Origin of the sequence: uncultured Jannaschia sp. (genome assembly GCF_947494025.1) — a bacterium.
Taxonomy (GTDB): Bacteria; Pseudomonadota; Alphaproteobacteria; order Rhodobacterales; family Rhodobacteraceae; genus Jannaschia.
This window is the reverse complement of record NZ_CANLTQ010000052.1, coordinates 1-8899: the sequence shown is the minus strand read 5'-3', so window position 1 is coordinate 8899 and position 8899 is coordinate 1. Positions and strand designations below refer to the sequence as shown.

11 protein-coding genes are annotated in these 8899 nt (G+C 60.7%); 4 read left to right on the top strand and 7 right to left on the bottom strand.

Annotated features, from left to right (window positions below; translation table 11 throughout):
• Nucleotides 1-228 precede the first annotated feature (228 nt).
• The 3 genes from Q1B08_RS20350 to Q1B08_RS20340 form a co-directional block, all read right to left on the bottom strand.
• Nucleotides 229-750, bottom strand: a complete 522-nt coding sequence (locus Q1B08_RS20350; protein WP_299822928.1) for a GIY-YIG nuclease family protein — start codon at nt 748-750, stop codon at nt 229-231.
• A gap of 524 nt (nt 751-1274) precedes the next feature.
• Nucleotides 1275-2297 carry a hypothetical protein gene (locus Q1B08_RS20345; RefSeq protein WP_299822925.1) on the bottom strand — a complete coding sequence of 341 codons (1023 nt, stop codon included), beginning with the start codon at nt 2295-2297 and terminating at the stop codon, nt 1275-1277.
• The gene (locus tag Q1B08_RS20340; RefSeq protein ID WP_299822922.1) at nt 2298-3038 is read right to left on the bottom strand and encodes a hypothetical protein; all 741 of its coding nucleotides are present in this window, start codon (nt 3036-3038) and stop codon (nt 2298-2300) included.
• Nucleotides 3039-3105: 67 nt separating this feature from the next.
• Between Q1B08_RS20340 and Q1B08_RS20335 the strand changes: the two genes are divergently transcribed.
• Nucleotides 3106-4194 (top strand): hypothetical protein, encoded by a 1089-nt coding sequence (locus Q1B08_RS20335; protein WP_299822919.1) that lies wholly within the window; start codon nt 3106-3108, stop codon nt 4192-4194.
• A gap of 3 nt (nt 4195-4197) precedes the next feature.
• Here Q1B08_RS20335 and Q1B08_RS20330 read toward each other — a convergent pair whose 3' ends face one another.
• Nucleotides 4198-4848, bottom strand: a complete 651-nt coding sequence (locus tag Q1B08_RS20330) for a hypothetical protein (RefSeq protein ID WP_299822916.1) — start codon at nt 4846-4848, stop codon at nt 4198-4200.
• Nucleotides 4849-5001: 153 nt separating this feature from the next.
• Nucleotides 5002-5292, bottom strand: coding sequence for a hypothetical protein (locus tag Q1B08_RS20325; RefSeq protein ID WP_299822913.1), 291 nt, complete (start codon nt 5290-5292; stop codon nt 5002-5004).
• A 335-nt stretch (nt 5293-5627) separates the two neighbouring features.
• Here Q1B08_RS20325 and bluB point away from each other — a divergent pair, with 335 nt between their 5' ends.
• Nucleotides 5628-6251, top strand: coding sequence for a 5,6-dimethylbenzimidazole synthase (bluB, locus tag Q1B08_RS20320; protein ID WP_299822910.1), 624 nt, complete (start codon nt 5628-5630; stop codon nt 6249-6251).
• A 192-nt stretch (nt 6252-6443) separates the two neighbouring features.
• Nucleotides 6444-6884 (top strand): hypothetical protein, encoded by a 441-nt coding sequence (locus Q1B08_RS20315; RefSeq protein ID WP_299822907.1) that lies wholly within the window; start codon nt 6444-6446, stop codon nt 6882-6884.
• Between the two features lie 116 nt (nt 6885-7000).
• Here the strand turns inward: Q1B08_RS20315 and Q1B08_RS20310 are convergent, their stop codons facing one another.
• A complete protein-coding gene (locus Q1B08_RS20310; RefSeq protein ID WP_299822904.1) occupies nt 7001-7582 on the bottom strand; it encodes a nucleotidyltransferase family protein in 582 nt (193 codons plus the stop codon).
• Nucleotides 7583-7767: 185 nt separating this feature from the next.
• Here Q1B08_RS20310 and Q1B08_RS20305 point away from each other — a divergent pair, with 185 nt between their 5' ends.
• Nucleotides 7768-8463, top strand: a complete 696-nt coding sequence (locus Q1B08_RS20305; protein ID WP_299822902.1) for an SDR family oxidoreductase — start codon at nt 7768-7770, stop codon at nt 8461-8463.
• Between the two features lie 12 nt (nt 8464-8475).
• Here Q1B08_RS20305 and Q1B08_RS20300 read toward each other — a convergent pair whose 3' ends face one another.
• The gene (locus Q1B08_RS20300) at nt 8476-8835 is read right to left on the bottom strand and encodes a GNAT family N-acetyltransferase (protein WP_299822899.1); all 360 of its coding nucleotides are present in this window, start codon (nt 8833-8835) and stop codon (nt 8476-8478) included.
• Nucleotides 8836-8899: the final 64 nt, after the last annotated feature.

The window sequence follows — 8899 nt, the reverse complement described above, 5'->3', positions numbered from 1 at the left end:
CTGCGGTCCGGGGCTACAGGTTGCTGACCCGGGATGCGGCCCGGTTCCGGACGTACTTCCCAACGCTCGATCTGACCTCACCCTGAGGCGCGATGGCTGTAACCGAAAGATGACATAGAGCCGATTATCGGCCGTGCGGAGCGTTTAACAGACTGGGTCATTTTGTTAAACGATCGACGCGCTAGACCGCTATTCTTCTGTGATGCGGGCAGGCGGGCGAGGGCGCGATCAATCTCCGGGTGCGATCTTCGCCTGATATGTTTCTTCCCATTCCCACTGCGCAATCTGCTCCCACTTCTCTGCATTACCGAAACGCATCTTCTGCACGTTGAGCTTTGGTCCCATGGCAGCAATTAGCAGCGCCTCGAGATCTCCGATTGTTGTTGACGTGTCGTCTGTCACGTTCCGGCGTGGCTCGTTAAGCGACAGGACCCCATGGTCGTCGGGCGTTGCACCTACCGGGTTGAAGCCGAACCAAGAAAAGCGGTCCCATTTTCCGTTGAGATGGTCGCCATGGTGATCGCGCAGGCGTGCCCCGAGCCGGTCTCCCTTAGCCAATCCAACGTAGGCGGGGCCGTACTCGTCAAATAGGATGTAGATACCTTGCTGGCGGCGGAAGTCCGCAACGCGGATGACAGGACGGTTCTTCCCGATCCGCCCGAGCAATCGGAACTCGTTGCGGTTGCCCTGTCCGGGAAACCACTCGATTTCGTCGGCTCTCCAGAAAAGTCCGTAGCTCGTAACCTGCATCGTAGCTCAACACCTTTAGCCCGCCGCTTCAGTATGCCTAGTTCATAGCGTCCGACAAAAGATGCCACCTTGGACAACGCCGACAAAATATCCAGAGAGTACTGGTGCTGACAAATCACAGCCTGGTCTGTTTCTTGGGAGATCCTGTCACCGTAGTATGTCCAAGTTGGGCCGGCCGCGTAGGGCAGTTTGAATCGGACAGGTTTCCGCGCTTCCGATCCCCTATCAACGCAGTTGCTGCGTCCAGCCCTGCTTGTATGCTCTGGATCCGCCGCGACACGCTAAGGACTAAGAGCCGGAGATTCTGCTAGGGGCCTCTCTTAGCAGGGTACTTAACACTATTATCAATAGTGTTCATTTTGGCGCGCGGCTCCCGTGATACCGGCCATATGAAACAATGGAGTAAGGGCAGGGGAAAGCGCCGCTCACATCCATCGCTGAACACTTTCCGGATAATCCGTTACTGCGAGCGAAGCGTGTGCGGGCTGTCGCCGATCTTTCGCATACTGCAGTGAGGCCGTGCTCTAGCCTTCTGGCTTGGGAGCCTCGGGAGGATCGGCACGTTCTTTAGGAGACGCTTCGGCTACGGCCAACTCCGAGCGAGACTGCGCCGTCGATCTGCGTCCAGCGAGGAGGTCGTGGATTCCCACGATGATCGTCATGATGGCGGCGCCGAAACCCAAGATGGCCACCAAGGCAAGGGTGAACTGGTCGGCCAAAGCCCGGTCGGTCCAACCCGGGACGATGTCGCTTGTAGCAAAGCCGTGACGCCCGACGCGGAGTGCGGGCCAAACTCCTTTTCTGGCTGCGCTCGCAATAACCATAAACCCTGTTTCACCTGGTTCCGACGGGGCGACAAAGCCCGTGACTTCCATCGGATTTTCGGCATTCTGATCGAAGATCACGACGCTGTCGCCCGGCATAAGGTCGTCCGCCGCGACCACGTCCGAACTCTTCCGGGCCATCAGTCGCTCGCGGAACTGGTAGCGGCCTTCGTGCAGGATCTCGTTGGCGCCGCTTTCTATTCGATCGCCGATCTCCACCGTTCCCGCGAACGGCACGGCGGCCAGGTTTTGCAATATGTCCGCAGGCATGACGGCGCGGACCCCGGGAGAGACGCGAACCGATCCCTGCAGTCCGATGGCTTCGATCGGACCGCCGCCGGGGAGATCCTCGACCTGAATTTCTAGCGGCCCGGTTCCGCGCCGGATCAATTCGATGACCGCACCTTCAGGCCACCGGATATCGACTGCGCCGGGCGGAGCGATCTCGGGAGCCACGCCGCAAATCTGGCCGGTGGGCACTTGCCCATCCTCGTTGCGCGAAGCCCGAACGCGTCCGCACCACGCCGTCGCAGGCAAGCGCCAATCGGAATCTTCTGCGATTGTCAGGCGCGCAATCGAAGTTCGGGCCTCGATAAACGTCGATCTTTCCCGCGGCAGTAGGTAATACGTGACCAGCGACACGACGAGAAAGACGACGACCACCGAAGCAATGATGGGCGCGGCCCCGCTCCAGAGGAGCGTCGAACCATACCTCCGCGGCATTCAACGCTCCTCTGGAAGGACCAGTTCGATGAACCTGGGGGGATCGGTAACGCCTGCCGTAGCGGTATTGATTTCGATCATGCTACGGGCATCATCGAGTACATCCGGCGATATGACACAGGAGAAGTCGAAGCTTCGTCTGTCCGTCGCCGACTGGTCCCTTCGAAGCGAGGTGCAGTCGATTGCGGGAACGGACGGATCGCTGCCAACGTAGATGTAGGCCTCTCGTGCGCCAAGCGAGTTGATCAACAGGCGGACTGGCAAGCGGCTATCTGCGTCGGCGACGTTCCAGTAGCCGACGAGGTATGTATCGGGATCGCTTGAGCACGCGCCGACCGAGAGGGCGACCGCGAAATCCGGCGTCGTCAGTTCGGAGAGCAGGTTTCCGTGTTTGGTCTCGTAGCCGAAATCGATCACACCCCCCTGCCGCCAGTCTGAAGGCTCGGGAAGCGTGTATCTATACTGCGCCTCGTAGGACCCATCGAGCGATCCCGCCCGCATGCAAATTTCCTCTCCCGCCAGCGAAGACGGCACATACGCCCGCAAGGACGGTCTTTCGTCGAGAATTTGCGCTTCGTCGAATACCGCGCCGGCGACGAAGGTGCCCGATATCTGCACGCTGCTGTCCAAGGCTTCGGAATCGGGCGTCCAGTCTATCGGATTGATATACCCGTCGGGATCGGCAACCAATATAGAGGGCAGCGCCATGAGCAAGCTCAGGGCCAAGTAGCGGAACGACATATGGCACCTCGCGGAAAAAGTATCGCGCCTATAGTCTGATAGTCGCAAAACTCGGACCGGGCCAGCCATGCATAGTATCATCTTCGCGTTCCTGCAGATCTTCCTGTTCGCTCTGGCGAACCTCCTCTCCGTTGCGGTTCGGGCCGAGCCCGCCTATGTGCGCGGCAGCGAGGAAGGTCAGGCCTTCACGTTTCACCATTCGGGGCAGTGCTACGCCATTCTGCCGGATCACGTGAGCGCGCGAAGCCGCTTCCTGATGACGGCGGGTACGCCGCCTCGTGAAGGCCGCGGCACAATGACCGAAATCCGGTTTCCCCTGGCGGATTTCGCTTTGGCTACGGTCGAAGGGACGCTCGCGGTCGATTGCAACCCCGCCTGGGACGTCATGCCCTCCAATCTCGGCCCTTTGCTACCGGACGCCGGGCTGGCGACGCTGACCAAGGTGCGTCCTAACGGCGTGACGGAACGCATGCGTGTGGTGATGTCCCCCGTCGTTTACGAACATGTCGGGATCACCCCGGTGGATCCGGCGGAGCGCGGACGGATCGCGAAAGGCTGGTCGGGTTCGCTTCTCAGCGTGGACGAGACGCCGGTCGGCATCGCCATCGACCTGCCGGGGGGTGATTGGGGCGCGGAGGCGCGCATCCTGCGCTTCGATGCCATGAAGGGTCGGCTTGACCGCTATCTCCGAGCGGGCCCGGGATTGAGAAATGCGTCGGGCCCCGTGGTCGCCGAAAACAATCGCATCCCCTTCGAGGTCGTCGGCTGGTCCGCGACCCCCGCCTCCGCCGAGAACACCCCCACGGAGCTCGCACAGGACGGAGGCGCGCCGTTCCTCACCGGGCCGCTGTCGGAGGCCGTATCCCTGAGATTGCGGCTCCTGAGCGACGAGCCAACGCCGGTCCTCGGCCGCGTCGAGATCGAGACGACGCTGGACGATGCGACGACGCCGCCGCGCTCCGTCCTACTTTTCGCCCCCGCCTCGGCCGACGACACTTCGCCCCGACGGCTGACCTCCGGCCGGGTCCAGGCAACCGGACAAGGGGAAATCAATGTCGGTCAGCAGCAAACGAAATGGCTCGACATCCGGATCACCGACGTCTGGAACCCTGCTTTGCCCCTGCGGATCGACGCGCTACGCGTCTTCTCCCCGTAAGGCTCATTCAATCAGGACGATCCGTGCGGGGGCGGGTTTTCTTATACCTGAGGTGTATTGTAGCGTTCCCTCGAGCGCTCCTTCCGAATTAAGGGTCAGCTGTCCTTTTCCGTTCGACCAACCCGCAAGGGAGACCGCCGAATTGGCGAGCATGAACGCGCAGTTGTTGTAGCCATTGAAAGGCCAGCAGTTATCTGCTTCGTCGTATGCGTCCAGCGCGAAGGTGAAATAGCCCGTCTCGCCGTCCTGGCTGAAACCTCCCCTTAGGGCATTTATGTAGTCGACCATTCCGGTTTCTTCGTCATCCTTTGCCGTCAGGTCGATTTCGATCTGGAACGGCCCCCCCTCGTCGAAAATTGCCCTGAGCGCGGCGTCCCGGAACAACGCATTGGCCGAAAACAATCCGAACTCCTTGGCCCGACGGACAAGCCGCGGATCGTCCGATGCCAGCATGAAGTCCATGGCGCGCCGAGCCCGCTCCTCGTCGCTCCCGTTGAGGATCTGCTCGAACTCCGCGATTTCGGCGTCCGAGACGCCTTCCTGCTGCGCGGCTTCATCAAGGGCGCGGAAGGCTTCGATCGCTGATTGCGCGAATGTCGGTGCCGGCCCGACGGACAAGGCAACGATGATGAAAAGGTATCGATAAGAATCCATTCGGTTTCCTCTGGTTCTCTGGACCCGATCCGACGGGTGCATCTCAGGAGCTCCGGCTATGCCATACCGGCATCTTGAGCTTGATATGTTCCCCGGATCAAGAGGCCGGAAGGTATGCGACCCTTGGTCTTGTGCGGCCTGCGCTGCATCGATTTACGTCTCAAGCGCCGCGAGCCAGGTTTCTGGGTCATGCACGATGGTTCGGTCGGCTACCTTCAGCTCGATCACCGCTGTACAATGGTCGCAGATATCGATCGGGTACCAGTCGCCGGTCGCATGGTTCCTAATGAAGGCCGCTACCTCCGGCGGTAGATTGAATGAAGCGTAATAGTAGCCGAGGTCACGATCACCGCGCAATCGATCGAGCGTATCGACGCATACAACTAGAAACTTTTTCCCCTTCGCACGAGCTTCAGCGATCTTCTTATCATCGATGTCCGGCAATTTGGCCTTTCCGCAAGCTTGGACGTCTTTGGAGTAGCATGCCGAACGCTCTTCAATATCGCTTCTTCTTTTCGGTACCGGAGTGTTTGTGTCCCATTCTTTACGAAAGGTGCCTAGTGTAAAAAATCGTGCGATGCTGATCCCGACATAACAGGAGCTTGCAGGGCCGGACGGGTCCAAGACCGACCGGTGAAACGTCAAGAGTGCCGCGACAGATCTGCCGATGTCCGGTGCCGGGACGATTTCGGTTAACCGGACGGCCGATCGGCATCTAGGAAGAAGAACCAGCACAGCATCGCTCTGCATTTCTCGTCGACTTGGTGTAGTCGACGCTTATGAGGCTGACGAGCAATCATCGCGGCGCGCTCGACGACATCCTGCAAAGGCGGCGGGACGTTCGCCATTTCCGGAGCGATCCGATCGACGCCGCCATCCTGCAGCGCCTGCGTCAGGCGATGGACCGCGCGCCGTCCGTAGGAAACGCGCGACCATGGCGCGTCGTCCAAGTAGAGAACGCCGCGGCACGGTCCTGGATCGTCGAGAGCTTCGAGGCGTGCAACGCAGAGGCCGCGTGCGCCTACGACGGCGACGCGCGACAGGACTATCTCGCCTTCAAGCTCGCTGGACTTCGCGAGGCACCGGTTCACCTTGCGATCTTCACCGACCGGACCATTGCTGAGGGAAGGGGCCTCGGGCGCCGAACCATGCCCGAGACCCTCGCCTATTCGACCGTGATGGCGATCCATACCCTCTGGCTCGCCGCGCGCGCGGAGAACATCGGGCTCGGCTGGGTCTCCATCCTCGATCCGGCGGCCGTCGCCGCGATCCTCGAGGCACCGCCGAACTGGTCGCTGACGGGCTATCTCTGCCTCGGCCATGCCGAAGGCGAAACCGACACCCCGCTGCTGCACGAGACCGGTTGGCAGGCGAACACGCAGTCGGATTGGCAGGTCTTTTAGGTTCGGCTGGAGGACGCTTTTATCAAGAATGACTATTCCTTGCGCCGCAAACGAGCGACCTGTGGCAGTGGCGAAGTTGACATTGGATCTTCGCGGCGAGCAGGCTGAATGACGAGACTTCGTGATCAGGTTGCCGATGAATATCGAAGATAAAAGCTCTGCGGAGCGCGAGGGCGCATCTATACGATATACTTGAAGCTTCACGCCACTCGGCACGCGTTTCCCGCGAAGACACTGCGGACCGTTATTTCCGAACTGATGTACGCGGAGCCCTTCGCATGGCGCGCGGTGGGCATCACAAAGGCGGCACTGGATGCTTACCGCCAAGCAGGAAAGAACCGGCTACAAGGTATCGAAAGGGCACACCTGACAGATAGGTTCAAGATGATCCAGCACATACTGGATCGCAATGAACCTCTTTCCCAAGATGATCTGTTTTCATATTGGCGAAAGACGGATCAGGTCGTCATTTCCCTAAGAAGGGAAAACCGGAGCAATTCTTTGGGGGAATGGATTCCGTTCGACAACAACGAGGCGCAATACTTTCCGCGCCTCGGTATCGGCTTCCACTTTAGACACGATGTAGAGGGCGATCTCGTGCGAAAGTTGGCTGAACAAATTTCGTACGAATAAAGAGCGACTCAAAGCACATAGGAAAGTCCGAAGAGGGGCCCAAGTCGTCGTTCCTTACGTCTAGCGTCGATGACGGTGATGCGCGACGGAACGGACGATGGATGTCGCTGCACGAGCTACGTTTCGTCCCACCCGACGACGCTCAGACCGGGCCAGAAAGCGCGCCATCGCGCGACCTTCGCCTCGTAGACGTCACGGGTGACCTGACGCTTGTTCGGTCTGACCACGGCGTCGAACAGATCCTCCAGGCCGAAAGGCGCGTAAATCTCCGATCCGGTTCCTGCAGGACGCAGACCGATGGCGGTGGCGGTCGTCGGGAACGTGTCGATGGCCTCGGGCACCGAACGATACGGACAGATCGGCTTGCCGAACTTCCCCTCGTACCAAAGATGGACGCGCGCTTCGTTCTTGACGTTGATCCGAATATCGATCGCCGGAAGAAGTGCGCGAATGCGGTCCGCGTGGGCTCTTTCGCCTGTCTCCGTCAGGTCCGTCGGATCGAAATAGACGAGGTCCAGGTCGGAGATGCCGTGCGCAGGCGGCAGTCCGAAGCGCGCGTTCCAGACCGTCTGCGTCAGGCATCCGGCGACGAGCCAGCATTCAGGCAAGCGCAGGGCACTCCAGGCGCCCCATACGGCAGCTACGGCTTGATTGCAGAGAACCCGTCGTTGTAGTTCGGCGCCGCTCTCGATCCGCATTGTCGCGATCCTTCCCTTTTCGGTGTTCTGCCGTTCGAAGCGGTCATCTTTCGCGAGCCGGGTTAGTCGGCCTATGATACGCAAACTGGCCATTCTCCTCCTGCCCCGACATAGCTTGATAGCTTGAACGTGCAGGCCCGCTCGAAGATCATCGGACCGACAAGGTATCAGGACGGACCGGCAGCATGGCGAAGGTAGCTCTCGTGACCGGCGGCGCGCGAGGGATCGGACGAGCCATCGCCGAGGACCTGCACCGCGATCACGACGTGGCCATCACCTGGCGGACCACCATTCCGGACGGCCTCGCGCCCAACGTTCTCACGATCCAGGCTGACCTGAGCGACCCAGACGCAGCCCCCGCCATCATAGGGAAGGTGATCGAACGTTTCGGACGGCTCGACGTGATCGTGAACAATGCCGGCCTTATCGCATCGTCGCCGAAGGAGACGTTCGATGCGGCGGCCCTGCACGACATTCTGGACGTCAACCTCCTCGCGCCGGGAGCCTTGCTCTCCGCCGCGTTGCCGTATCTGAAAACCGGTGCGGCCATCGTGAACGTCTCTTCTGTCAACGCCGTCCTGCCGCCCCGGGACGCGTCGATCTACGGGGCGAGCAAGGCCGCCTTGAACCTCTGGACCCGCGCGATGGCAAAGGAGTTGGGCGATTTCGGCATTCGCGTGAACGCGGTCGCGCCAGGCGCCATCGAGATTCCCGAGGCACCGCGACCCGCTGACCTGATCGAGGCATTCGTGGCGGAGACCGCGCTCGGACGTATTGGCATGCCCGAAGACATCGCTCGCGCCGTGCGCTTCCTTGCCAGCGACGAAGCGCCATTCATCACCGGCGAGGTGCTGACGGTGTCCGGTGGATACCGGCTCTGACGCACATAGGCGTCAGCTCAAGCAATACCGATAGACGTTGTTTCGATAGCCCTCGTTGCCGATGCGGAAATGCGTCTCCCCGACATGCGTGAAGCCTCGCGCGAGGTAGAAAGCGATCGCCGGCGCGTTCTCCGCGTTGGTCGCGAGCCAGACGGAGGCGGCAGATACCTCGCGGCAATGCTCGAGGGCCGCATCGAGCAGGCGTGTCCCGATCCCCGACCCGTGATGCCGGGGCTGCACGTAGAACGTCGCGATCTCCGTGTCGGAACATCCCGGCACCGGCGCTGCGCTGCCGGCGGAAACACGAATGAAGCCGTCGATCCCCTCGTCGTTCTGCGAGACGAGGATGAACTGCGTGGGGCGCTGTTGCACATCTCGGTAAGGGGGATTCACTGAGCGCGCGCTGACGGTTAGCTCGAGGGTATGCCGAAGCCTT